The following is a 23596-nucleotide window of genomic DNA, read 5'->3' on the forward strand; positions in this document are numbered from 1 at the left end:
CGTTTACATCCGTAATTTTTATTGATTACGCCCGTAAACGGACTCCCTGTCAAGCCCTGTCCGATACGCGTTCGTCGGCGGATCACCTCCGGTCGCCTAAGCTGCGCACCATGACCCCTCGCCATCTGACCGATCTCGACGAAGCCGTCGACCTGATCCTGGCCCACACCTACGGGCCGCTGCGCATCGGCGCGCCGCTCGGCATCGGCAAGCCGCACCGGCTCCTCAATGCGTTGTACGCGCGGGGCGCGCGCGATCCGTCGCGGCCGTGGTCGCTGTACACCGCGCTTTCGCTGGACCCGCCATCGGGCGGACAGGGGCTGGAAGGGCGCTTCGTGAAGCCGTTCGCCACCCGCCACTTCGGCGACGACTTCCCGCGCCTGGACTACGTGCAGGCGATGAAGCGCGACGCGCTGCCCGCACACATGGAAGTGGAGGAGTTCTACATGCAGGGCGGCGCGCTGCTGCGCTCGACGACCGCGCAGCGGCTGTACGCCAGCCTCAATTACACGCATGTCGCCCGGGCGCTCGCCGACCGCGCGCTCAACGTCATCGTGCAGAAGGTCGCGCGCGAGCCCGGCGGCACGCGCCTGTCGTTCTCCTGCAACAACGACCTCACCCAGGACGCCGTCGACGCCATCGTCGCGCGCGGGTTGGCGCGCCCGCTGCTGGTGGCGGAAATCGACCCGCAGCTGCCGTGGATCGGCGGCACCGCGGCGATGGACGAGGCGTACTTCGATATCGTGATCGCCCCACCGGGCCCGTACCCGCACCTGTTCGGCCTGCCGCGCCAGCCGGTATCGGATGCCGAATACGCGATCGGCCTGTACGCCAGCGCGCTGGTGCGCGATGGCGGCACCCTGCAGATCGGCATCGGCGCGCTCGCCGATGCGCTGTGCCATGCGCTGGTCCTGCGCCATACCGACAATGCGACCTACCGGCGCATCCTGTCGGCCCTCGACCCCACGCTGGAGCAGCACCCGGCCGTGCTCGCGAGCGGTGGCCTGGACCCGTTCGCCATCGGTCTGTACGGGTGCAGCGAGATGGTCAACGAAGGCTTCAAGCGGCTGGTCGAGACCGGCGTGATCCGGCGCAAGGTGGTGGACGATGAAGCACTGATGCGGCGGATCGCCGACGGCTCCGCCAACCTCGGCGACCAAGCCCGGCTCGAACGCGACGGCGAATACCTGCACGGCGCGTTCTATCTGGGCTCGCCGGCGTTCTACCAATGGCTGCGCGAGTTGCCGGACGATCAGCGCCGCGCCATCGGCATGCGCCGGATCAGCCTGATCAACGAGCTCCAGCGCGATCACGAACCACTGGCACGACTGCAACGCCACGACGCGCGCTTCTTCAACTCCTGCATGATGGCCACCGCGCTGGGCGCGGCGGTGTCCGACGGGCTCGAGGACGGCCGCGTCGTTTCCGGCGTCGGCGGCCAGTACAACTTCGTCGACATGTCCAACGCGCTGGACAACGCGCGCAGCGCGCTGATGTTCCGCGCCGTGCGCGACGACGCGGGCAAGGTCGCCTCCAACGTGCGCTGGAACTACGGCCACACCACCATTCCCCGCCACCTGCGCGACCTGTACGTAAACGAGTACGGCATTGCCGATCTGCGCGGGAAGAACGACGAGGACTGCGTCATCGCGATGGGCGGCATCACCGATGCGCGTTTCCAGCAGGCGCTGGTGGAACGGGCGCAGCGCGAAGGCAAGCTGCGCGACGGCTTCCACGCACCGGGCCACTGGATCGACAACACGCCCGTGCACCTGTCGGCGCGGCTGCGCGCATTCCGCCGCGATGGCAAGCTACCGGACTATCCGCTGGGCAGCGACTTCACCGAGGTGGAACAGCGCATCGTCAAGGCGCTGGGTTGGCTGAAGGCGAACACCGCCACGCCGTGGAAGAAGCTCTCCACCGTGGCCAAGGCCCTCGTCGCGACGGTGGACGATGGCGACGCGATGACCCGCATGGCGCTGTCGGCGCCGGCGACGCTGGGCGAACGCCTCGAGGCGAAACTGCTGTCGCTCGGCTTGCGCGAGACCCGGTAAACGCCGGGCAAGAAAAAAGCCGGGCATGCCCGGCTTTTTTCGTCCTCGTGGAACGAGTGCTCAGAGCGACTTCGCGGCCTCGACCACCGCCTCGGTGGTGATGCCGAAGTGCTTGTACAGCGCATCGGCCGGCGCGGAGGCGCCGAACGTGGTCATGCCGATGACGGCACCGTCCAGGCCCACGTACTTGCGCCAGAAGTCCGCGATCGCCGCTTCGACGGCGACGCGCTTGCGCACGGCCTTGGGCAGCACGGATTCGCGGTAGGCGGCGTCCTGGCGGTCGAATACGTCGGTCGACGGCATCGACACCACGCGCGTCTTCAGCCCCTGCGCGTCCAGCGTGGCCTTGGCCTGCGTGGCCAGGCCGACTTCCGAGCCGGTGGCGATCAGGATCACGTCCGGCGTGCCGTCGGCATCGGCCAGCACGTAACCGCCGCGCGCGATGTCGCCCACCTGCGCGTTCGAGCGCGGCTGGTGCGGCAGGTTCTGGCGCGAGAACACCAGGCAGCTCGGGCCGTCCTGGCGGACGATGGCCTGCTTCCACGCCACCGCCGACTCCACTGCGTCGCAAGGGCGCCACACGTCGTTGTTCGGGATGTAGCGCAGCGAGGCGAGGTGCTCGACCGGCTGGTGGGTCGGGCCGTCCTCGCCCAGGCCGATGGAGTCGTGCGTGTACACGTGGATGGCGTGCGCCGGAATCAGCGCGCTCATGCGCACGCCGTTGCGCGCATAGTCGCTGAACACCAGGAAGGTCGCGTCGAACGGCACGAAGCCGCCGTGCAGCGCCAGACCATTCGCGATCGCGGTCATGCCGAACTCGCGCACGCCGTAGTACACGTAGTTCGCGTTCGGATCGGTGGTGGAGACCGACTTGCTGGCCTTCCACAGCGTGAGGTTGGAATGCGCCAGGTCGGCCGAACCACCGACCAGTTCCGGCAGCAACGGCGCGAAGGCTTCGATGGCGTTCTGCGAGGCCTTGCGCGAGGCGATCACCGGGCCTTCGGCCTGCACCTTGGCGATGTAGGCATCGGCCTGTGCGACGAAGTCGGCGGGCAAGTCGCCGGAGGCACGACGCTTCAGTTCGGCGGCCTGCTCGGGATACTGCGCGGCATAGGCGTCGAAAAGCACGTTCCAGTCGGCTTCCATCGCCTTGCCGGCCTCGACCTTGTTCCAGCCGGCGTAGAGGTCGGCTGGGATCTCGAACGGACCGTACGGCCATTCCAGCGCGGCGCGCGTGGCTTCCAGTTCGTCCTTGCCCAGCGGGGCGCCGTGGCTGGATTCCTTGCCCGCCTTGTTCGGCGAACCGAAGCCGATCGTGGTGCGGCAGCAGATCAGGGTCGGCTTGTCGGCGGTCTTCAGGGCAGTGTCGATGGCGGTCTTGATCTCGACCGGATCATGGCCGTTGACGTTGCGGACCACCTGCCAGCCGTAGGCCTCGAAGCGCGCCGGGGTGTCGTCGGTGAACCAGCCGTCGGTGTTGCCATCGATGGAGATCTTGTTGTCGTCCCAGAAGCACACCAGCTTGCCCAGGCCCCAGGTGCCGGCGAGCGACGCGGCCTCGTGCGAGACGCCTTCCATCAGGCAGCCGTCGCCCATGAACACGAAGGTGCGGTGATCGATGAGGTCGTGACCTTCGCGGTTGAAGCGCTGCGCCAACAGCTTCTCGGCCAGCGCGAAACCGACCGCGTTGGCGAAGCCCTGGCCGAGCGGGCCGGTCGTGGTCTCCACGCCCGGGGTCTCGTGGCGTTCCGGATGGCCGGCGGTCTTGCTGTGCAGCTGGCGGAAGTTCTTCAGTTCCTGCAGCGGCAGGTCGTAGCCGGCCAGGTGCAGCAACGCGTACTGCAGCATCGAACCGTGGCCGTTGGACAGGATGAAGCGGTCGCGGTTGAACCAGTGCGGGTTCGACGGGCTGTGGCGGTAGTAGTCGTTCCACAGCACTTCGGCGATGTCGGCCATGCCCATGGGCATGCCGGGATGGCCGGAATTGGCGGCCTGCACCGCGTCGGCGGCGAGGAAACGGATGGCGTTGGCGAGCTGGCGGCGGGTGGGCGTCGTCATGGGAGTCGGAACAGAGGGGGCGGCGCCCGGCGGGCTGCGGGCCGCCCATTGTCCCACCCCCCGCCCGCCCTGTCGCGGTTGCGGCGTGCTTTTCGGGGTGCTAGCCCGGCTGGCCCGGCACGTTCACGTCGGTGCGTTCGCCCTTGGCCACCAGCGAGGCCAGGGTCAGGTCTCCGGTGACATTCAGCGTGGTCCGGCACATGTCGAGGAAGTGGTTTACGCCCAGGATCAGGCCGATACCGATGGGGTTCACGCCCACCATCGCGCAGATCAGCGCGACCACCGGCAGCGAGCCGGACGGCACGCCGGCCGTGCCGATGCCGCCCAGGATGCACACCAGCATCACCATGAACTGCTGGCCCAGCGACAGGTCCACGCCGAAGAACTGGGCCAGGAAGATCACCGTCACGCCCTCGAACAGCGCCGTGCCGTTCTGGTTGGCGGTGGCACCCACGGTCAGCACGAAGCGCGACACGGTGCGCGGCAGGCCGAGCTTCTCGTCGGCCACGCGCAGCGCGGTGGGCAGTGTCGCGTTGCTCGACGCGGTGGAGAACGCCATCACCATCGCTTCCTGCGCCCCACGGAAGAACTTCAGCGGCGAGTAGCCGGCCATTTTCAAGGCGACCGAATAGCTGACCAGCAGGTGCAACGCGAGCGCCAGCACCACCACGAACACGTACTGGCCCAGCCGCACCAGCAGGTCGAAGCCGAAGATCGCGGCCAGGTTGAACATGAAGCACGCGACCGCATACGGCGCCAGGCGGATCACCAGGCCGATCAGCGTCATCGAGATCTCGAACACGCCCTCGATGCCGCGCTTCAGGATGCCGGTGTTTTCCGATGGCGTGAGCACCAGGCCGACGCCGAACATCACCGCGAAGAACATCAGCGACAGGATGGCGGCATTGCTCGAGGCGGCGCCGATCACGTTGTCCGGCACGATCGACAGCAGCATGTCCATGCCGGTCGGCTGGCTGCCGACGCTGGCGACGATCTCCTTCGTTCGTTCGGCGTTCTCGGCGATCAGCTGCTGCGCCAGCGCGGGATCGACGCCGACGCCGGGCTTGAACAGGTTGACCAGCACCAGGCCGAGGAGCACGGCCACCGCCGACAGCAGGACGGTGTAGGCCAGCGTCTTCCAGCCGATGCGACCCAGCGCCCGGATATCACCCATCTCGGCGATGCCGCAGACCAGCGCGGAGAACAGCAGCGGCACGATCAGCATGAAGATCAGGTTGAGGAAGATCTTGCTGAAGGGCGTGGTGACGTACTTCGTGACGTCCTGCACCCAGCCCGCGTCGCCCTGGCCGGTGGCGTGCACGATGAGCCCGACGATCAGGCCGATGCCGAAGCCGATGGCCATCTTCCAGTGCAGAGGCAGCTTGGCGCGGGTGGCGGGCACGGCGTCGGTCATCGGCGGGTCCTGCAAAGGCAAAGGCGGGAGCTTAGCAAACCGGCCCATGTCGCCCGTCGATACGCGACGTGCGGGGCCCGACCTGCGGCGATGGCATCGTCGCCATCGCCAGGAAGATGACGAACGTCGGCTCGGTTTCCCTTACCGCGGATACAGCGGAGGGAGGGTTTCGTCCACGGCGGCACGCGCTTCGGTGTGCCATCGGGGTCCGCCACGGAAGGCTTCTCGCAACGCCGCCCGCGCCTGCGCGGCGTCGCCTCCGGCCCACCGGGCGCGACGCAGCAGATCGACGGCACCGCGTTGGGCGGACGATGCGAGCCGGCGGTGCAGGTCGTCGAGGTCCACGGCCTTCGGCCGGGCCATGCCGCGCAGCACGTCCTCGATGTCGTCGAGATCGCCCGCGTCCAGCACGCGTTTGAGGTCGGCCGCGGTGTGCGTGGCCGGCGGCAGCGCCGACGCCGTGCCGGCATCATCACGACCGCGTGCACGCTCGGTCGATGCGGCCGATCCGTGACGCGTCAGGCCCCACAGCAGCGTGGCCAGCCACAACACCGCGAAGCCGGCGGCGAGCCACGGCCACAGATGGGCAGGCAGCCGTCGTTCGCTTTCGAGCAGGATGTCGTCGGTCCCGGCAGCCGATGCGGCCACGCCCGACGACGCGCCTGCGACAGGTGGGGATGATGGTGCGCCGGTTCCGACCACGACGGGCAGGCTCAGGTCGGGAAGCGTCGCGCGCCGCGACGCGCCCGCGCGCACGTCCCACCACGCCATCGCAGCGCCCGGGATCGCCAGCGTGCCCGCCTGCGACGGCACGATCGAATAGCGGCGGGTCAGCGTGACCTGCGGGGTGCCACCGACGAAACGTTCGTCGTACTGCGGCGGCTCCGCGAACACCTGCGCGCCCGGAATCGAGGGGGCGGGAAGTTCCGGCAACTGCGATTGGGTCGCGCCGACGACGGTCGTCTCGATGCTGAGCGTGGCCGCCTCGCCGGTGCGCAACTGCTGCGGAACGGCGGTGTAGCGCAAGCGCAGATCGCGCACGGGCAGCCACGGTTGTGGTGCGCCCGCCGGTTGCGCGCGGACCTGCAATGCGCGTGGCGCGCCCGTGATGTTCACCTCGCGACTGTTGCCGCCGAGCAGGTCGTCCATCCAGCCACCGGCGCCGCGCCCCTCGAAGCGGGCACCCGGCAGGGTCAGCGTGCCGCTGCGCTCGGGGACCAGCAGGAAGCGGCGCTCGGCCGTGCTGTAGCGACGCCCGTCGATCTCGCGACTGGATTGCACGATCTCGCCCACGCGCTGCAGCAGCGCGCCGTCGGGCGGATCCAGGTCGAGCTGCCCCGATACCAGCGGCGTCGCGTAGTACAGGCGCACGGTGACGCCGACGGATTGCTGCACATAAGGGCTGGCATCGTCGACTTCGGTCTCGACGAACACCAGGCCATTGGACGCGGCACGCGCCGTGGCGGTCGCACTGACCTCCAGCACCAGCGGCGCCGTGCGTTCGTTGCCGACCTGCAGCGCGGGAATCGCCAGCGTGCCGGCGCGGCGCGGCCGAAGGGTCAGCGAGAACGTGGTGCTGGTGCTCATGCGCCCGTTCACCAGCCGCACGCTGCGGCTGTCGGACTGTCCCTCCACTTCGAAATCACGCATCAGCGGCGTGAGGTCGGGCGTAGCGGACACGGCATCCGTCTCCACGTTGAGCGTGACCGCCTGGCCGAGCGCGACCTGGGTCTGCTCCAGCCACGCCCGCGGCGCCGCGAGCGTCGACAGCGGCCAGATCAGCAGGGCCAACAGGATCCAGATACGGCGCTTCATCGTCCTTCCTTCTGCCGGCGCTCGTATTCGAGCCGGAACTTCGCCTTGAGCAGCGAGCCGGGTTCGTCCGGCACGCGACGCAGCCACGCATCGACCGCCTGCCGGCGCTCGCGCTGCTCGGCGGTCTCGGCCTGCGTCGCGGCGGCGTCCTTCGACGCCGGTTGGGTGCGCGACCCCTTCTGTTCGCCCACGGCGGCGCGCATGCGTTCGCGCTGGGCGGCATCGGCCGCGGCTTGCGCCGCAGGATCGGGCGATGCCTTCGGCGGCGTGCGCGGCGGCTGTGCGTCCTTCCCCGCCTGCGCCTGGCCCGGCTTGCCCGAGGGCGGCGTCGATGCGCTTTGCGAAGAAGGAGACGCCGGCTGCGGCTGGCCCGCTTTCTTCCCTTCGGAAGGATCGCCCTTCGCGCCCGAGGATGCCTGATCGCCGCTGCCCTGTTGACCGGGCTTGCCCTGCCCGTCACCCGGCGAAGGCGGTCGCTTGCGGGCCGCATCCACCGCGGCACGGTTCGCGACCGCATCGGCCATGCCCGGCTGCAGCCGCAGCGCGCGGTCGTAAGCGGCGACCGCATCGTCGTAGCGCTGCTGCTTCGCCAAGGCATTGCCCAGGTTGTACTGGCCCTCGGCCGTGTCGATGCCGTTGAACGCCTGTTCGGCCGTCGGGTAGTCGCCCTGGCGATAGGCGTCGGCGCCCTTTTCGAGGCGCGCATGCGTGGCCTGGTCGCCGCGCTGCCACCAGTCGATGCCGGCGGCCTGCGCAGGCGATGCCATCGGCAGCCACAAGGCGCCGACGAGGATCAGCGCGGCGCCGCGCCGGAACCACAACAATGCCAGCGCCATCAGCGGGATCAGCAGCCAGTAGCCTTCGTCGCGCCACGCCTTGCCGCCACCGGGTGTCGCCGACGCACCCACGGTCTCCAGCGCCGGCGATGCCACGCCAAGCGCAGCGAGATCGCCGTTGTCGGGGGTTGCCGGTTCGTAGCGCCCGCCGCCGGCCGCGGCCATTGCACGCAGCGATGAGGCGTCCAGCGCCGCATGGCCGATGGTGCCGTCGTTGCTGCGATACGCCGCACCTGCGGCCGTGCCCAGGCCGAGCACGGACACCAGGTAGCCTTGTGCGCGCGCCTCGGCGGCGGCGTTTGCAGCGCCGTCACCGGCCTGATCGGTGAGTACGAGGATGTCGCCGTTGCGGAAATCTGCCTGCGCCAATAGGCGCGCTGCCGAGGCGATGCCGCGATCGGCGCGCTGGCCGTCCACCGGCATGATCTCCGGCGACAGCTCGTCGAGGTAGAGGCGGATGTTGGCCGCGTCGTCGGTCATCGGCGCGACCGTGAACGCATCGTCCGCGACGGCGACCAACGCGACCGGACTGCCGGCGCGCGCGTCGAGCAGGCGCGCCAGCTTCGCCCGCGCCTGCAGGAGTCGCGACGGTGGCAGGTCCGACGTCGTGATCCGGCTGGAAAGATCCAGCACCACCACCAGCGGTCGCTGGGCCTGCCACAGCGGCTGGTCGCCCTGCCGCCAGCTCGGCCCGGCGAGCGCGAGCACCGCGAGCGCGTACGCCAACGCGGCCACGATCATCCCCGCGCGCGCCGCACCACCGCCCCGCACCAGCAGATGCTGCAACAGATGCGCGTCCACATGGCCCTGCCACGCGTTCAGGCGGTGCCGCTGCACACGCCACCACCAGGCCAGCAGCGGCAGCGCGAGCAAGGCCCACAGCCAGTGCGGGCGCAGAAAATGCAGCGCGTTCCAGAAGGCGCTCATGCGCGCCTCCGCGGCCACGCGAACGCGAGCAGCGCGAAACCGAGTGCCGCCGCCAAGGGCCACTGATAGCGCTCGATGCGCGGACGCACGGCCTTGCCCGCCTGCTGGACCGGCTCCAACCGGTCCAGTTCGGCGTAGATGCCTGCCAATTCGTTGGTGTCGCGCGCACGGTAAAAGCGTCCACCGGTCTGCGCGGCGACATCGCGCAGGGTCGCTTCGTCGATGTCTTCCGGCGAGCTGGCGGGCATAGGCAGCGGAATGCCGAACAGGCTCATCCCGCCGTCGCTGCCGAAGGCGATGGTATGGATGCGCACGCGCTCCTCCTTCGCCAGCTCCGCCGCTTTCTGTGGGGTCAGCACACCGGCGGAATTCACGCCATCGGTCAGCAGGATCAGGACACGCTGGCCGTCCTCCTGCGTGCGCAGGCGGCGCACGGCGAGTGCGATGGCATCGCCGATCGCGGTCTCCCGACCCGCCAAACCGGCCACGGCGTCGCGCAACTGCTCGCGCACGGTCTGCAGGTCACGCGTCAGCGGCGTCATCGCATAGGCACGCTGGCCGAACACCAGAAGGCCGACGCGATCACCGTCGCGACGGTCGAGGAAGTCGGCGAGCACGGCTTTCGCCGCGGTCAGGCGATCGACGACCGTGCCGCCCAATTCCATGTCGGGCTCGGTCATGCTCCCCGAGAGGTCGACCGCAAGCATCAGGTCGCGCCCACTCACCGGCGGCGTCACCGCGTCGCCGAATTGCTGGGGACGCGCGACGGCCGCACACAACAGGAACCACACCAGCCACGCCAATGCCGCGCCGCGTCCGTGCAACCCTCGCCCACCCTGTGCGGCGATCGCCTGCACGGCACTGCCGTACGGCACCTTGAGGGCATCCGACTGCGCGCGTCGCGGAGGCAATGCCCAACGCACCAGCCAGGGCAGCGGAAATACCAGCCATGCCCAGGGCCAGGCGAACCCGGCGTAGCCGTCCTGGAGCAACTGCAGCGTCGGCAGCGAAACGCTCATCGCTTCGCGGCCATCAACTCGAGGAAACGCACCCGCGCCACCGCGAGCGCCGCGGCCAGCTCGGCAGGCGCGACATCGCGACGGTAGCCACCGTCGAGCAGCACCCGCCCGGGGCCTTCGCTGAAGGTGCGCCCCTGCTTGCCATCGAGGAACTGCAACCACGCCTCGCCCTCGAGGCGGTCAGCGGCGGGCGACACGCGTCGCGCGGCCCGGCGCAGCAGCTCCGAGACGGCAGCGACCTGTTCGGCCGACGTCCTCCCCTGCGGCACCGCGTCGAACCATCGCTGCCAGCGCTGGCGGCGCCGATGCCGGTGCCAGCGCCATGCGCCGACGCCCAGCAGCACCAGCACGAGACCGGCCGCGACCAGCCACCAGCCCGCCGCGGGCGGCCACCATGACGGTGCCGGCGGCACGTGCACATCGCGGAGGACCAGCGTATCCGGCGCCACGCTCAGGCCACCTGCGGCTGCGCGCGGCCGAGCGCCACCAACCAGGCATCGCTGGCGGCCTCGGTGGACAACGTGTGCACCTGCACGCCGCGCGAGGGCAGGCGATCCAGCGCGCGTTCCAGCGGCGCCTGGAATTCGCTTCGCCACGCATCGCGCTGCGCCTGGCTGGCAAGATCCAGTTCGATCCGTCGGTCACCCGTGGCGAACGGCAGCGGGCGCGAAGGCGGGTCCGTCTCCAGCGGGTCGGTCAGCAGGAGCACCACCACATCGTGATGTGCGGCCAGGGCGGTCCAGCGCGTGTCCGGGATGCTCGCTACGCTGTGGGGATCCGCCAGGACCAGCAGGCGCGAGCCCGGACGAAGCAGGCGCGCGGCGTGGTCGAGGGCGAACGCGAGGCCGAGATCGTCCGCGGGGGGCTTTGCGTACCAGCGGACCAGCGCGTCCAGCACACGCAGCGCACCGCGCGTTCCCGACGCCGGCGGCACCGGGGCTTCGGTCGCGCTACCCCGCAGGATCGCCAGCCGGTCGCCCTCGCGCACGGCCTGCCACGCGGCGACCGCCCCTGCGCGCGCCGCCTGCACGGACTTGAAGCGGGTCCGCGTGCCGAAGTACAGCAACGGCGAGGTGTCGGCCACGATCAGCGTCAGCCGTTCGCGTTCGGCCTGGAAGAGCTTGGTGTGGGTGCGGCCGCTGCGCGCGGTCAGGCGCCAGTCGATGTGGCGCACGTCGTCGCCGGCCACGTACTCGCGCGACTCGGCGTATTCCATGCCTCGCCCCCGCAACGGCGAAGCCGAGGGGCCGGTGACGGAGTGCCGGCCCCGGCGCGCGGGCGGCCGCCGCTGCGCGCTGGCGCGCAGGGCGATCAGTTCCTGCAGCGTGGGAAGGATGCCGTCGCTCATGCGTAGGGGGTCGGGGCGTGCAGCGCTGCGGTCAGGGCAAGGGCACTACGTCCAGCAGCGCCTTCACCAACCGGTCGCCATCCCAGCCTTCGGCGGTGGCCTCATAGCTGGGCAGCACGCGGTGGCGCAGCACGTCGGGCGCGATCGCGCGGATGTCGTCCGGCGTGACGTAATCGCGCCCCGCCAGCCAAGCACGCGCACGCGCGCAGCGCTCCAGCGCGATCGAACCACGGGGGCTTGCGCCCCAGGCGATGCGTCGCGCGAGCGCGGCGTCGTAACGCGTGGCATTGCGCGAGGCCAGGACGAGTTCGATCAGGTAGCGCTCCAGCGCCGGTGCGAGGTGCAGGTCCAGCACGTGGGCACGGGCGCGGAAGACGTCCTCCAGCGGCATGCGCTCGATGACGGCCGGCACCGCCTGCATCTCGTCGCGGGCGCGATCGCGCGCCAGCCGCAGGATGTCGGCCTCCGCCGCCGCTTCCGGATAGCCGATCTTCACGTGCATCAGGAAGCGGTCCAGCTGCGCTTCCGGTAGCGGGAACGTGCCCTCCTGCTCGATCGGGTTCTGCGTGGCCATCACCAGGAACAGCGCAGGCAACGGATACGTGTGCCGGCCCACGGTCACCTGGCGCTCGCCCATCGCCTCCAGCAGCGCGGACTGCACCTTGGCCGGCGCACGGTTGATCTCATCCGCCAGCAGCAACGGATGGAACACCGGTCCTGCCTGGAATTCGAAGCGCCCTTCCTGCGGGCGCCAGACCTCGGTTCCGGTCAGGTCCGCCGGCAGCAGGTCGGGGGTGAATTGCACGCGCGCGAATTCCGCCTGCAGGCGCGAGGCCAGCGCACGGATCGCGGTCGTCTTCGCCAGGCCCGGCGCGCCTTCGACGAGCAGGTGGCCATCCGCCAGCAGCGCGATCAGCAGGCGCTCCACCAGCGCGGCCTGGCCCACGATGGTCCGCGACAGGTCTTCACGCAGGCGCGTGAAGGCGGCATGCAGCGCTGCCTGCCCATCCGCGGCGGGGTCGGTGATGCCGGAAGTGGAGTCCATGGAAAGGCCGGAAGTCGGAACAGAGGCCGATTTTGACCCACCCGCGCCCTGTTGGTTCACAGGACCATCGGCACGGGACAGGCCGATTCAGGTAGCGGATACACGAAAAGAAAAGGGGGCCGAGGCCCCCTTTCTTCGGATCTGTCGAACCGTCTGCGTCTGGCTCAGCGGCGCTCGGCCACGCGCAGGACCTTCGGAGTGACGAAGATCAGCAGTTCCGCCTTCTCCTTGCTGCGACCCTTCTTCTTGAAGAGGTTGCCCAGGAAGGGGATATCGCCCAGGAAAGGCACCTTGGCGATGCTGGTGCGGTCACTGAATTCGTACACGCCACCGATCACGACGGTCTGGCCGTCCTCGATCAGCACGGCAGTGTTGATCTCGCGGCGAGCCAGTTCCGGCACCTGGCCAAACTGACCCAGGCTGATGAAGCGCAGGACCTCGTCCTTTTTCACGTTGAGATTGAGGAAGACGCGGTTGTCGTCGGTGATCGTCGGAATGACCTTCAACTCGAGCAGAGCTTCCTTGAACTGCACGGTAGGTACCGCCGCTCCGCCGCCGCTACCCGACCCCGTAATGGTCAGGTAACCCACTTCGCGACCCTGCTTGATCACGGCCTCGCGCTGGTTGGTCGTCACCAGGCGCGGGTTGGAAATCACTTCGCCACGACCCTCTTCCTGCAGAGCGGAAAGCTCGAGGTCCAGGTTGAAGTTCCGACCCAGCAGCGTGTACGCGATGCTGCTGGCCGGGTTGGTGGTGAAGGTGCCGGCGGGCAGGTTGACGTTCAAGCCATCGCTACCTGTGTCACCCTCGACATCCACGGGCCAGACGTTGTCGTTCACGATGGTCACGTTGCCACCGATGGTGCCGCTGATAGCCTGCGTACGGTCACCCGTACGCTTGCCCATGATGCCGAACTTCGCGCCCAGATCGCGGGCGAAGGTATCGGTGGCGATCACGATGCGGCCTTCGATCAGCACCTGGTCGACGGGCCTGTCGATCACCGCGATCAGTTCGCGCATCTGCGCGACCTTCTTCGGGATGTCGCTGATCATCAGCGTGTTGGTGCGTTCGTCGGCGACCAGACGGCCTCGCTGCGACAGGAACCCGTTCTCGTTCTGGTTGCCGCCGCCGCTACCGCCGCCGCCGCCGGTGTTGCCGACACCCTTGGCTTCCGTCAGCGCCTTGAAGATCGCGCTGGCCGAGTGGTAGTTGATCTGGACGTAGTCCGTGATCAGGTCTTCGCGGTTCTCGATCGCGATGCGCGCGTCTTCCTTGTCCTGCTCGAACTTCGCAAGCTCGGGCTGGGGCGCGACCCACACGACGTTGCCGTCGCGACGCTTGTCCAGACCCTTGGCGCGCAGCACGATATCCAGCGCCTGGTCCCACGGCACGTTGACCAGGCGCAGGGTGACGTTGCCCTGCACGGTGTCGGAGGCGACGATGTTGAGGTTGGATTCCTCGGCGATCAGCTGCAGGACGGTCCGCACCGGCACATCCTGGAAGTTGAACGTCACCGGCCGGCCGCCATAGCGGCGTGCCTCGCTGGCAACCTTCTGCGCCGCGGCCACGATCGCCGAGGAACTGGTCCCGGCGGTGGCGCTCGGGCCGCCGACGGCTTTCTGGCCGGCGCGCGGCACGATCTCCACGACGTATTCGTTGCCCGACTGGTAGGCGAGCGATTCGAACTCGCCCCGCGTGCTCAGTACGAGCTGCGTGCCACCTGCCTTCGACTGCGCTTCGACGCGTTGGACCGGCGTGGCGAAGTCGACCACGTTCAGGGGCCGCTGCAGCGAAGCGGGAAGCGTCGCGTTGCCGACGTCCACGACGACGCTGTCGCCCTGGTTGCGCAGGTCGGGTGCGGCGCCCTGGCCATCGAACTTGAGGATCAGGCGGCCCGCGCCATCTTCCCCTCGACGGAAGTCGATGTTGGACACCGATACCGCCTGCGCCTGTTTGGCGGAAGCGACGGGTGCGTTTGCCTGCTCACCCGCGGGCGTGGCGCCGGCGGCGCTGGCGGCGGCCAGCAGGCCGATGGCCAATCCCAGAGAGCAGGCCCGGAGGGTGGCCAGGCGCCGGGACGGCCGCAGGCGGTAGGCGTTCGAAGCGGTCATCGTGTATCCCCCAATCATTGATCTTCAAGCGCGATGGACGCCGGCCGTTCCAGCCAGCCACCTGCGCCATCCGGCACTAGTTCGACAAGTTCCAAGCCATCATCGCGGACCGAGGTGACCCGGCCATCGCTCTGCCCCAGGTAGTTCCCCGGACGTACCCGGTAGGTGACCTTGTCGGGCCCCATCACCAGTGCCACCAGAGCCGCACCCTTGCCGATCGTGCCGACCATGTCGAGGCTGTCCAGCGGATACTGTTCCAGCGTTTCCTTGCGGCGGTTCGGATCCGGCCGCAGGCCGCCTCCCTCCGCGTTGTTCCAGGCATCGCTGAATGGATCGCGCAGCGTCTGCGCGGCGTACTCGAAGGTTTCGAACTGCTGCATCACGGGCAACGGATCGAGCGGCGGCGCGGGTCGCGCGCGCACGTCGGCCACCCAGCTTTCGAGGTTGGGGGCATCGCCAGGGGTACTGGTGATGCCGCGGGCGCAGCCGCCCACGCATACAAGCACGCCCAGCATCAACCAACGCATGTCAACGCGGATCATGGTGCTCCCCCTGCTGCGGGCGCGGGCGTTGTCTGGCCGCCTGCGGCGGCAGCGGCCGCGGCTTCCTGATCGGCGACTTCCTTCTCGTCGAGGTACCGGTAGGTCTTCACCGTACCAGACAGTTCGAGCGCGCCGCGGTTGACGCCGCCCTTGCCTTCCTTCGGCTTCAGCGAGATGTCATGCATGGTCAGGATCACCACGCGCGGCAGCGAGGCCACGCCGCTGACGAAGGCACCGAACTGGTGGTAGTTGCCCACCATGCGAAGCTGGATCGGCTTCTCGGCGTAGAACTCCTTCAGCGTCTCCGGCTCCGGCTGGAACAGCTCGTTGGCCAATCCGCTGGAAAGCGCGGTCTGGGAGATGTCGATGATCAGGTCGGGCATCTCGGTCTTGCTCGGGAGCTGGCGCAGCATCTGCTGGAGCACCTGCTCCATCTGGGCGAGCTGCTGCTTGAGCGGTTCGAGGTTGGCGGCCTTGGCCTGTTCCTTCTCGAAGTCCTGGCGCAGGCGCACTTCCTCCTGCTCCAGTCCGTCCAGCGTTTCGGTCTTTCCCTTGATGAAAAGGAAGTAGGCGAACGCCAGGATGAACAGTGCGACGATCACGCAGAAGCCGATCTTGGCGTTCTGCGGCCAGGCGCCGATGTTGTTGATGTCCAGGTTCTTGAGCGACTGCTTCTTCTGGCTCATGAGGCGCTCCCGGTGGCCGGGGGAGTGTTACCGGCCGGCGCGGCTGGCGGCGGATTCGCGGGCGCTGCAGGTGCGGGCGCTGCGGGTGCAGGCGTCGCGGGTGCCGAAGGCTGGCCCTCCAGCGGCGCGGCCGGCGCGGCACCCGGTGCCGTCTGGGCGGCACCGGCAGCGGCCGTTTCCGCTTCCTGTTCGGCGGTCGGGTTCGCCAGGCGGACCGTCAGCTTGAACACGTAGGGCAGCGCACGGCCCGCACCCGTGTTGGTCAGTGTCTTGACCTCTTCGGGCTTGGCTTCGATGATCGACAACTCGGGCTTGGTCATCCAGCCCGACGTCTCGAGATTGCGCATGTACGCGCTCACCCGGGCGTTGGACTGCGCGCGGCCTTCGAGCGTCAGTACTTCGCCATCCTGCTTGATGTTGCCCAGCATCACGCCGTCGGGGATGGTCCGGACCAGCGAATCGAACAGGTGCACCATCTGCGAGCGGTTCGCCTGCAGCTTCTCGATCACTTCCTTGCGCGCCAGCAGACGACGCTTCTGCTCGTCCAGACGCTCGATTTCCTTGTTCTGCGCCTGGACGGTGGCGATCTCGGCCTTCAGGAAGTCGTTGCGGACAGTCTGCCCCGCCACCTGGCGGTCGTAGTGGAACCACAGCAGGAAGGACAGCAGCAGGCCGGCGATGGCCGCGGCCCCTAGCATCACGTAGAACTCGCGCTGCCGCTGGGCGCGACGCTCCGCGCGCCACGGGAGTAGGTTGATTCTTGCCATCAGTCGAAGCTCCTCAAAGCCAAGCCGGTGGCGATCATCAGCGCGGGCGCGTCCTGGGCCAGCGCGTGCGCCTGCACGCGCGGACCGAGCGTCATCTGCGCCAGCGGATTGGCGACGACCGTGGGCACGCCCAGCTGTTCTTCGACCATTTCCGGCAGGCCGGCCAGCGCGGCGCAACCGCCGGCCAGGACGATCTGATCGACGCGGTTGAACTCGCTGCCCGCGTAGAAGAACTGCAACAGGCGGCTGACCTGCTGGACGGTCGCTTCCTTGAAAGGCTCCAGCACTTCGACTTCGTAGCTTTCCGGCAGACCGCCCTGGCGCTTGGCCAGGCCGGCTTCCTCGTAGGTCAAGCCGTAGCGGCGCATGACTTCGTCGGTGAGCTGCTTGCCGCCGAACACCTGTTCGCGGCTGTACAGGCTGCGCCCGCGGCGCAAGACGTTGAGGGTGGTCATCGTGGCGCCTATATCGACGAGGGCGACCACGCCGTCCTGCGGGACCGGCAGGTCGTTGGCCATCAGGGCGAAGGCGTTCTCGACCGCGAAGGCCTCCACGTCCATGACCTTGGCGGTCAATCCGCCCAGTTCGAGCGCGGACTGGCGAAGCTCGACGTTCTCCGAGCGGGACGCGGCCAGCAGGACCTGCACCATCTCGGGATTGTTGGGCATCGGACCCAGCACCTCGAAATCGATGTTCACTTCCTCGATCGGGTACGGGATGTAATTGACGGCCTCGAGCTCGACCTGGGCCTCCAGATCGCTTTCGTCCAGGTCCGCGGGCATCGGGATGATCTTGGTGATCACCGCCGAACCGGCGACGGCCGCGGCCGCATGCTTGGCCTTGCTGCCGGCCCGGTTCACGGCGCGACGGATGGCCTCGCCGACCGCTTCGACTTCCACGATGTTCTTCTCGACCACGGCATTCGGCGGCAGCGGCTCGACGGCGTAGTGTTCAACCCTGAAACGGTTGCCCACGCGCGACAGCTGCAGCAGTTTCACCGCAGTCGAACTGATATCGACGCCGATCAGCGGCGATTGGCTTTTTGGGAGTAGCCCCACGGTCTTTCCCCTTCCGACGGGCACAAGGCGCACGACGCGCGCCCACATTAATAACCAAGTTTTTACGCTTGGCAACCGCCGTTGACGTGGCTGTGCGGCTTGTCACGTTTCACGAGGGTTGTTCCCCAAGTCCCTGTTCCCCTTGGGATCACCTGTGGCGATCCCGGCGGTCATCTATACTCTGCCGCCACGAATTCTGCAATCGGAAAGCACTGGATGTCCCGGTTCCGTCGTCTTCTCCGTTGGACCCTCATCACGTTCCTGATACTTGCCCTGGCCGGCGCGGTCGGCCTGGGGGTGCTCTACTACACGGTCTCGTCCAAAGTCCCGGACGTCCAGGCCCTGCGGAACGTCGAGCTGCAGGAACCCCTCTACATCTACGCCAGCGATGGCCGCCTGATGGGACTGTACGGCGAGATCCGCCGGTATCCGGTCCGGATCGACCAGGTCCCCCCCCGGGTCAAGCAGGCCTTCATCGCCGCCGAGGACAGCAAGTTCTACGAGCACAACGGCGTGGATCCCACCGGCATCGCGCGCGCGGTCTGGCAGATCGCCAGCCGCAAGGAAGGCCGCGTGGCGGGTGGCAGCACCATCACCCAGCAGGTCGCGCGGCAGTGGTTCCTGAGCTCGGAATACAGCTATACCCGCAAGCTGGTGGAGATGATGCTGGCGGTCCGCATCGAGAAGATGCTGACCAAGGACGAGATCCTCGAGCTCTACCTCAACAAGAGCTTCTTCGGTAATCGCTCCTACGGCGTGGCCGCGGCCGCGGAGTACTACTACGGAAAGCGCCTGGACCAGCTGAGCCTGGCCGAGGCCGCCACCCTGGTGAGCGCGCTGAAGTTCCCGTCCAGCGGCAACCCGATCAGCAACCCCGGCCGCAACCAGCAGCGCAGTGCGTATGTCGTGGAACGCATGCGCGAGGACGGCTACATCACCGCCGCGGAGGCCGCGGCGGCCAAGGCCGAACCGATGCACGCCAAGCCGCACGAGCGGCCGATCGAGGTCTACGCGCCGTACGTGTCCGAAATGGTGCGCCAGGAAATGATCGCGCGCTTCGGGCCCGAGGCGCTGACCAAGGGCTATCACGTCACCACCACGCTGGATGCCCCCCTGCAGGACGCCGCCAACGCGGCCGTCCGCGACGGCCTGGGGCTGTACGACCATCGCCATGGCTGGAACGGCGTGGAAGCGCATTTCGATGTGGCCGCCGATGCGGATGCCGCCACGCTGGCCACCCACCTGCGCGGCGTCCCTGCCCAGAACGGCCTGCAACCGGTGGTCGTCGCCCGCACGCACGACGATGGCGGCGCGACGGTCGTCATGGCGGACGGCAAGGAACTCACCCTGCCGGCGGCCGCCAGCAAGTGGACCGGCCGCACGCCGGCCAAGCTGTTCAAGCGGGGAGACCTGACCCGCATCAAGGCGGGCAAGGAAGAGGGCAGCTACGTCATCGACCAGATTCCGCGCGCCCAGGCGGCCCTGGTCTCGCTGGATGCCGGCAACGGCGCCCTGCGGGCGCTGGTCGGCGGCTACAGCTTCGCCGGCAACAAATTCAACCGCGCCACCCAGGCGAGGCGGCAACCGGGCTCCAGCTTCAAGCCGTTCCTGTACGCCGCCTCGTTCGAGAAGGGCTTCAACCCGGCCTCGATCGTGCTCGACGCACCGGTCGTGTTCCGCGATCGCCGCGGCCACATGTGGCGCCCGCAGAACGACGGCGGCGGCTTCCGCGGACCGATGCGCCTGCGCGAGGCCCTGGTGCAGTCGCGCAACCTGGTGTCGGTGCGCCTGCTGGACGGGATCGGCGTGCCCTTCGCGCGCACCTACATCAGCCAGTTCGGTTTCGAAGAGTCCGAGCTGCCGCCCAACCTTTCCATGTCGCTCGGCACCGCGTCGCTGACGCCGCTGTCGGTGGCGCGCGCCTATGCGGTGTTCGCCAACGGCGGCTCGCGGGTGACGCCGTGGTTCATCGACGAGGTCAAGGACCGCGAAGGCAACGTGGTGTTCAAGGAGAACGCCGCGGTCGCCTGCCGGGGTTGCGGACAGGGCCAGTACGGCGCCAGTACGCCGGCCAGCCAGGTCGTGGACGGTTTCAACTTCGGTCCCGCCGCCGCCAAACCTGCGGCCCCCGCCACGGCGGAAACACCGAAAGCCGAGCAGAAGCCGGCCGATCCGAACGCCGTCACCGCGCCGCGCGCGATCGACGAGCGCACGGCCTATCAGCTGGTGTCGATGATGCGCGACGTGGTCCAGCGCGGCACGGGCACCGCCGCGAAGGTGCTGGGTCGCGAGGACGTGGGCGGCAAGACCGGCTCCACCAACGATCACCGCGATGCGTGGTTCGGCGGCTTCGGCGGCCAGTACGCCACCGTGGTGTGGGTCGGCCGCGACAACTTCCAGTCGCTGGGGTATCGCGAGTACGGCGGCAAGGCAGCGCTGCCGATCTGGATCGACTACATGCGGGTGGCGCTGAAGGACAAGCCGGTCGCCTCGAACGATCCGCCGGACGGCATGGTCCAGGCCACGCTCAACGGCGTGACCGAGTGGGTGAAGGTCGAAGACATGGACCGCATCCAGGATTACGACCTGTACGGCCCCGAAGACGCCGTGCCGGACGAAGAGGCCTTCGACATCTTCTGATCCGCAAGCGGGTGAAGGATCGATGACGGCGCAGCCGGACCGTCATCGACATCACGAGGGCATGGTGTACATTCGGGACAGGTTCGACGCGGAGGCCTGCCATGCACCACGCCCGTCAGCATGCCGAAACCCGTACCCGAGAGCGCCGCCAGCGGCTCGCGCACGAAGCCGCCCGCCTGATGGCGGAAGGCGGCATCCGCGACTTCCATCAGGCCAAGCTCAAGGCGGCCAGCCGGCTCGGCATCCACGACGACGCCTCGCTGCCCCGCAACCGCGAGATCGAAGACGCCCTGCGCACGTACCAGCGCCTGTTCGTCGGTGACGCGCATGCGGCCGGCCTGCTGCGCCGGCGCGAAGCCGCGCAGCGGGCGATGGAGTTCCTCTCCGCCTTTTCACCGCGGCTGGTGGGCCCGGTGCTGGACGGCACGGCCGACGGCAATGCGCCCGTGCAGCTGCATGTCCACAGCGACGACCCCGACGCGGTCACCCGCTTCCTCGAAGAGCATCGCATCCCCGCCGAAGCGCGCACGCGTCGGCTTCGCCTGGATCGGGAGCGCGTCGCCGACCTGCCGGTCTGGGTATTCGGCGCGGAAGAGCTTAGCTTCGACCTGACCGTGCTGCCCCATGACGCCCTCCGGCAGGCGCCGTTGTCCGCCATCGACGAGAAGCCCATGAAGCGCGCGTCGGCCACGCAGCTGCGCGAGTTGTTGGCGGAGGCGGAAATCGCGGGCTACGAGTCCGCTTCCCTGCGCTGACCTGACGCCTCGACGACGCGAGCGAGAGCCGGCCGGCTTCCCGCACGAGATCGTCGCCGCGACGGCCCCGCGCTTGCGTGGTGGCCAGGACGGGCGCCTGGACCTGCCGCGACGAGGTGCGCCAAGCGCCGCTCAGTCCTTCACGCGCCGCATCTCGCTGGCCACCTTGTAGCGGCCGTACTCCAGCAACGCCTGGGTGAAGGCATCCAGCGCCGCATCGTCCTCACAGGCGAGGACCACGTGGTAGCAGCCCTCGCCTGCGATCTTGCTTGCGCTCTCGACGTCCTCGCGTGCCTGGAGAAAGGCTTCGAAGGCGTCGAAACGCGGCGTGTCCATGAACACGGTGACGAAGTAACGCCGCAGGTCGCCGCGCACGACGGTGAAGCGGCGGATCGTGCCGTCATCGACCATCTGCTGCACGCGGGTCGCCACGGCCTGCCCGGTCAGGTGCACCTGGCGGCCCAGCGCCTGCCAGGTGGCGCGCGCGTCGCGCCCGAGGTGGGCCAGGATGGTCCGGCTCATCTTGTCCAATGGCATGTCTTCCAATCCTCAAGCGGAACGGCGCGAATTCTTGCGGAGTGCAATTCACCGGCGTGGCGCGGCTTCCTAACCTGTCCGCACCCTACTGCCCAAGGTAAGCCATGGACACCGCCCTGATCATCATCGACGTGCAGAACGACTATTTCCCCGGTGGCGCGTTTCCGCTCTGGAATGCGGAAGCGGTGCTCGACGCCACCGTTGCCGCCATTGAACGCGCACGGGCGCGCGGCGAACGGGTCGTGCTGGTGCGGCATGAATCCGCTTCGGCCGACGCCGGCTTCTTCAGGCCCGGCAGCCCGGGTGCCCGGATCCATCCCCGCATCCTCGCCGCCGCACCCGACGCGCCGGTGGTGGTGAAGCAGTTTGCCGACAGCTTCCACCAGACCTCGCTGGGGGCCTTGCTGGCCGAGGACGGGGTGGCGGGCCTGCGGATCGCCGGGATGATGACCCAGAACTGCGTGGCATTCACCGCCGTGTCGCCAGGCGCGGCACCGTATGCGGTCTCCGTGCTGTCGGACTGCACGACCACCGTGGACGCGACGATCCATGCCTTCGCACTGCATGCGCTGTCCACGCGCGTCGACGTGGTCCCGGATGCCTGATCCCGGAAACGCAGAAGGCCCCTTGCGGGGCCTTCCGTCTGCCGTCGGGGAGGCTCAGCGCTTCCCGGTAGGCACGTAGTCGCGCGGCGCGTAGCCGGTGTAGATCTGGCGCGGACGACCGATCTTCGCTTCCGGGTCGACCTGCTGCTCCAGCCAGTGCGACACCCAGCCGGCGGTGCGGCCGATGGCGAACATGACGGTGAACATCTCGGTCGGGATCTTCAGCGCCTTGTAGATGATGCCGCTGTAGAAGTCGACGTTCGGATAGAGCTTGCGCTGGATGAAGTACTCGTCCTTCAGCGCGGCTTCTTCCAGCCTCATCGCCACTTCCAGCAGCGGATCGTCCACGCCCAGCTCGCCCAGCACCTTGTGGGTCATCTCACGGATGATCTTGGCGCGCGGATCGAAGTTCTTGTAGACGCGGTGGCCGAAGCCCATCAGGCGGAAGCCCGACTCCTTGTCCTTCGCCTTGGCGACGGCCGACGCGACGTTCTTCGCATCGCCGATCTCTTCCAGCATCTTCAGCACGGCTTCGTTGGCGCCGCCGTGCGCGGGACCCCACAGCGCGGTGATGCCGGCGGCGACCGAGGCATACGGATTGGCACCGGTCGAACCGACCAGGCGCACCGTCGACGTCGAGGCGTTCTGCTCGTGGTCCGCGTGCAGGATAAACAGCAGGTCCAGCGCCTTGGCGACGACCGGGTTCAGTTCCAGCGGCTCGCTCGGCACTTCGAACATCATGTGCAGGAAGCGGTCGACGTAGTCGAGGTTGTTGCGCGGGTAGCGGATCGGCCAGCCGATCGAGTAACGGTAGGCGGCGGCAGCCAGGGTCGGCATCTTCGCCAGCAGGCGGATCGCGGCAAGGCGGCGCTGTTCCGGATCTTCCAGGTCCAGCGTGTCGTGGTAGAAGGCCGACAGCGAGGCGACCGTGCCGGCCAGCATGGCCATCGGGTGCGCGTCGTAATGGAAGCCGTGCAGGAAGTTCTTCAGCGACTCATGCATCATCGTGTGATGCGTGACTTCGTGCTCGAACTTGGCGAATTCGGCCGGGGTCGGCAGTTCGCCGTTCATCAGCAGGTACGAGACTTCCAGGAAGTTCGAGTGCTGGGCCAGCTGCTCGATCGGGTAGCCGCGGTACAGCAGCACGCCATTGTCGCCATCGATGTAGGTGATGGCCGACTTGCAGCTTGCCGTCGCGGTGAAACCGGAGTCGTAGGTGAAAAGACCGGTTTCCTTGGTCAGCCTGGCGATGTCGACGCAGTCGTTGCCAAGCGTGGGTTTCAGGACGGGCAGGACGACGGACTTGTCGCCCGCATTCAGCGTGACCTGGTCGAGTTCGGACACAGTGTGCGCTCCTTCGTGGGGAAACGCCGGCCGGA

The 23596-nt window shown here is 68.3% G+C and carries 19 protein-coding genes; 4 read left to right on the top strand and 15 right to left on the bottom strand.

Annotation, left to right across the window (positions count from 1 at the left end):
- The first annotated feature begins 110 nt into the window (after positions 1-110).
- On the top strand, positions 111-2054 hold the full coding sequence (locus tag BLT45_RS14075) for an acetyl-CoA hydrolase/transferase C-terminal domain-containing protein (protein ID WP_093301204.1): 1944 nt from the start codon (positions 111-113) through the stop codon (positions 2052-2054).
- 60 nt (positions 2055-2114) lie between these two features.
- Here the strand turns inward: BLT45_RS14075 and tkt are convergent, their stop codons facing one another.
- From tkt to BLT45_RS14140, 13 genes are all read right to left on the bottom strand, one after another.
- The gene (tkt, locus tag BLT45_RS14080) at positions 2115-4112 is read right to left on the bottom strand and encodes a transketolase (RefSeq protein WP_093301207.1); all 1998 of its coding nucleotides are present in this window, start codon (positions 4110-4112) and stop codon (positions 2115-2117) included.
- 100 nt (positions 4113-4212) lie between these two features.
- Positions 4213-5526, bottom strand: a complete 1314-nt coding sequence (locus BLT45_RS14085; RefSeq protein WP_093301210.1) for a dicarboxylate/amino acid:cation symporter — start codon at positions 5524-5526, stop codon at positions 4213-4215.
- 141 nt (positions 5527-5667) lie between these two features.
- Entirely contained in the window at positions 5668-7341 is a 1674-nt protein-coding gene (locus tag BLT45_RS14090) for a BatD family protein (protein ID WP_093301213.1), read from the bottom strand.
- The gene (locus BLT45_RS14095; RefSeq protein WP_093302123.1) at positions 7338-9104 is read right to left on the bottom strand and encodes a VWA domain-containing protein; all 1767 of its coding nucleotides are present in this window, start codon (positions 9102-9104) and stop codon (positions 7338-7340) included. The genes BLT45_RS14090 and BLT45_RS14095 overlap by 4 nt, the downstream gene beginning before the upstream one ends.
- Positions 9101-10123, bottom strand: coding sequence for a vWA domain-containing protein (locus tag BLT45_RS14100; RefSeq protein WP_093301216.1), 1023 nt, complete (start codon positions 10121-10123; stop codon positions 9101-9103). The genes BLT45_RS14095 and BLT45_RS14100 overlap by 4 nt, the downstream gene beginning before the upstream one ends.
- Positions 10120-10572, bottom strand: a complete 453-nt coding sequence (locus BLT45_RS14105; RefSeq protein ID WP_093301219.1) for a DUF4381 family protein — start codon at positions 10570-10572, stop codon at positions 10120-10122. Before BLT45_RS14105 ends, BLT45_RS14100 begins: the two co-directional genes overlap by 4 nt.
- A gap of 2 nt (positions 10573-10574) precedes the next feature.
- Positions 10575-11471 carry a DUF58 domain-containing protein gene (locus tag BLT45_RS14110; RefSeq protein WP_093301222.1) on the bottom strand — a complete coding sequence of 299 codons (897 nt, stop codon included), beginning with the start codon at positions 11469-11471 and terminating at the stop codon, positions 10575-10577.
- Positions 11472-11502: 31 nt separating this feature from the next.
- Positions 11503-12516 (bottom strand): AAA family ATPase, encoded by a 1014-nt coding sequence (locus BLT45_RS14115; RefSeq protein ID WP_093301223.1) that lies wholly within the window; start codon positions 12514-12516, stop codon positions 11503-11505.
- A 164-nt stretch (positions 12517-12680) separates the two neighbouring features.
- Positions 12681-14627 (bottom strand): type IV pilus secretin PilQ, encoded by a 1947-nt coding sequence (locus BLT45_RS14120; RefSeq protein ID WP_093301225.1) that lies wholly within the window; start codon positions 14625-14627, stop codon positions 12681-12683.
- A 14-nt stretch (positions 14628-14641) separates the two neighbouring features.
- Entirely contained in the window at positions 14642-15154 is a 513-nt protein-coding gene (locus tag BLT45_RS14125) for a pilus assembly protein PilP (RefSeq protein WP_093301228.1), read from the bottom strand.
- Positions 15155-15165: 11 nt separating this feature from the next.
- Positions 15166-15855, bottom strand: a complete 690-nt coding sequence (pilO, locus tag BLT45_RS14130; RefSeq protein WP_093301231.1) for a type IV pilus inner membrane component PilO — start codon at positions 15853-15855, stop codon at positions 15166-15168.
- The gene (locus tag BLT45_RS14135; protein WP_093301233.1) at positions 15852-16622 is read right to left on the bottom strand and encodes a PilN domain-containing protein; all 771 of its coding nucleotides are present in this window, start codon (positions 16620-16622) and stop codon (positions 15852-15854) included. Before BLT45_RS14135 ends, pilO begins: the two co-directional genes overlap by 4 nt.
- Positions 16622-17680 (bottom strand): type IV pilus assembly protein PilM, encoded by a 1059-nt coding sequence (locus BLT45_RS14140; RefSeq protein WP_093302128.1) that lies wholly within the window; start codon positions 17678-17680, stop codon positions 16622-16624. Before BLT45_RS14140 ends, BLT45_RS14135 begins: the two co-directional genes overlap by 1 nt.
- A 216-nt stretch (positions 17681-17896) precedes the next feature.
- On the opposite strand from BLT45_RS14140, the gene BLT45_RS14145 reads away from it, so the two are divergent.
- Positions 17897-20320: a penicillin-binding protein 1A gene (locus BLT45_RS14145; protein ID WP_093301236.1), complete on the top strand. Its 2424-nt coding sequence runs from the start codon at positions 17897-17899 to the stop codon at positions 20318-20320.
- A 101-nt stretch (positions 20321-20421) separates the two neighbouring features.
- Positions 20422-21075: a hypothetical protein gene (locus BLT45_RS14150; protein ID WP_093301239.1), complete on the top strand. Its 654-nt coding sequence runs from the start codon at positions 20422-20424 to the stop codon at positions 21073-21075.
- Positions 21076-21207: 132 nt separating this feature from the next.
- On the opposite strand, the gene BLT45_RS14155 is transcribed toward BLT45_RS14150, so the two are convergent.
- Positions 21208-21612, bottom strand: a complete 405-nt coding sequence (locus tag BLT45_RS14155) for an Lrp/AsnC family transcriptional regulator (RefSeq protein ID WP_093301241.1) — start codon at positions 21610-21612, stop codon at positions 21208-21210.
- Positions 21613-21716: 104 nt separating this feature from the next.
- Here BLT45_RS14155 and BLT45_RS14160 point away from each other — a divergent pair, with 104 nt between their 5' ends.
- Entirely contained in the window at positions 21717-22217 is a 501-nt protein-coding gene (locus tag BLT45_RS14160; RefSeq protein WP_093301244.1) for a cysteine hydrolase family protein, read from the top strand.
- 54 nt (positions 22218-22271) lie between these two features.
- On the opposite strand, the gene BLT45_RS14165 is transcribed toward BLT45_RS14160, so the two are convergent.
- Complete coding sequence (locus tag BLT45_RS14165; protein WP_093301246.1) at positions 22272-23561, bottom strand: citrate synthase; 1290 nt, start codon at positions 23559-23561, stop codon at positions 22272-22274.
- Positions 23562-23596: the final 35 nt, after the last annotated feature.

Source organism: Pseudoxanthomonas sp. CF385 (assembly GCF_900104255.1).
Classification (GTDB): Bacteria; Pseudomonadota; Gammaproteobacteria; order Xanthomonadales; family Xanthomonadaceae; genus Pseudoxanthomonas_A.

What these genes read in the sequence shown, in the direction of transcription:
- BLT45_RS14075 (WP_093301204.1), top strand. Translation starts at nt 111, where the DNA reads ATGACCCCTCGCCATCTGACCGATCTCGACGAAGCCGTCGACCTGATC.
- tkt (WP_093301207.1), bottom strand. Translation starts at nt 4,112, where the DNA reads ATGACGACGCCCACCCGCCGCCAGCTCGCCAACGCCATCCGTTTCCTC.
- BLT45_RS14085 (WP_093301210.1), bottom strand. Translation starts at nt 5,526, where the DNA reads ATGACCGACGCCGTGCCCGCCACCCGCGCCAAGCTGCCTCTGCACTGG.
- BLT45_RS14090 (WP_093301213.1), bottom strand. Translation starts at nt 7,341, where the DNA reads ATGAAGCGCCGTATCTGGATCCTGTTGGCCCTGCTGATCTGGCCGCTG.
- BLT45_RS14095 (WP_093302123.1), bottom strand. Translation starts at nt 9,104, where the DNA reads ATGAGCGCCTTCTGGAACGCGCTGCATTTTCTGCGCCCGCACTGGCTG.
- BLT45_RS14100 (WP_093301216.1), bottom strand. Translation starts at nt 10,123, where the DNA reads ATGAGCGTTTCGCTGCCGACGCTGCAGTTGCTCCAGGACGGCTACGCC.
- BLT45_RS14110 (WP_093301222.1), bottom strand. Translation starts at nt 11,471, where the DNA reads ATGAGCGACGGCATCCTTCCCACGCTGCAGGAACTGATCGCCCTGCGC.
- BLT45_RS14115 (WP_093301223.1), bottom strand. Translation starts at nt 12,516, where the DNA reads ATGGACTCCACTTCCGGCATCACCGACCCCGCCGCGGATGGGCAGGCA.
- BLT45_RS14120 (WP_093301225.1), bottom strand. Translation starts at nt 14,627, where the DNA reads ATGACCGCTTCGAACGCCTACCGCCTGCGGCCGTCCCGGCGCCTGGCC.
- BLT45_RS14125 (WP_093301228.1), bottom strand. Translation starts at nt 15,154, where the DNA reads ATGCGTTGGTTGATGCTGGGCGTGCTTGTATGCGTGGGCGGCTGCGCC.
- pilO (WP_093301231.1), bottom strand. Translation starts at nt 15,855, where the DNA reads ATGAGCCAGAAGAAGCAGTCGCTCAAGAACCTGGACATCAACAACATC.
- BLT45_RS14135 (WP_093301233.1), bottom strand. Translation starts at nt 16,622, where the DNA reads ATGGCAAGAATCAACCTACTCCCGTGGCGCGCGGAGCGTCGCGCCCAG.
- BLT45_RS14145 (WP_093301236.1), top strand. Translation starts at nt 17,897, where the DNA reads ATGTCCCGGTTCCGTCGTCTTCTCCGTTGGACCCTCATCACGTTCCTG.
- BLT45_RS14150 (WP_093301239.1), top strand. Translation starts at nt 20,422, where the DNA reads ATGCACCACGCCCGTCAGCATGCCGAAACCCGTACCCGAGAGCGCCGC.
- BLT45_RS14155 (WP_093301241.1), bottom strand. Translation starts at nt 21,612, where the DNA reads ATGCCATTGGACAAGATGAGCCGGACCATCCTGGCCCACCTCGGGCGC.
- BLT45_RS14160 (WP_093301244.1), top strand. Translation starts at nt 21,717, where the DNA reads ATGGACACCGCCCTGATCATCATCGACGTGCAGAACGACTATTTCCCC.